The sequence below is a fragment of the Maribellus luteus genome, assembly GCF_003576475.1.
GTDB classification, from domain to species: Bacteria; Bacteroidota; Bacteroidia; order Bacteroidales; family Prolixibacteraceae; genus Draconibacterium; species Draconibacterium luteum.
Map to the genome: position 1 here is coordinate 1 of NZ_QWGR01000281.1, position 520 is coordinate 520.

1 protein-coding gene is annotated in these 520 nt (G+C 75.8%); it reads left to right on the forward strand.

The genetic code is table 11. The features are described from left to right. Nucleotides 1-520: TetR/AcrR family transcriptional regulator C-terminal domain-containing protein (locus tag D1614_RS25090; RefSeq protein ID WP_119440545.1), on the forward strand; the 520-nt coding region annotated here is incomplete at both ends.

Here is a 520-nt window from a genome sequence, read left to right on the forward strand (position 1 = left end):
GCTGGCCGAGCGGCTCGGCGTCCAGCAGCCGGCGCTCTACTGGCATTTCCGCAGCAAGCGGGCCCTGCTCGACGCCCTGGCCCACGCCATGCTGGCCGAGGGACGTCAGGGCGCCCGCCCCCGTCCTGGCCAGGACTGGCGCGAATTCCTGGCCGACAACGCCCGCGGCTTCCGCCGCGCCCTGCTGTCGCGGCGCGACGGGGCGCTGATCCACGCCGGCACACGGCCGGTCGATCCCGAGTTCGACGCCGTCGAGGCGCAGTTCGCCCTTATGCGCGAGGCCGGGTTCGCGCCGCTGGACGCAGCCCACGCCTTGACGACGGTCGGCCACTACGTCGTCGGCGCGGTGCTGGAGGAACAGGCCGCCGCCGTCGAGGCCGGATCGCGCCCTGCCGACGCGCCGCCGACCGCGCTCGCCGAGGTCTTCGACGCCTATGACCGCGCCGGCCCCGAGGCGGCCTTCGAATTCGGCCTGGACGTCATGCTCGACGGGCTGGCGGCGCGGCTGGCGCGCCGGGCG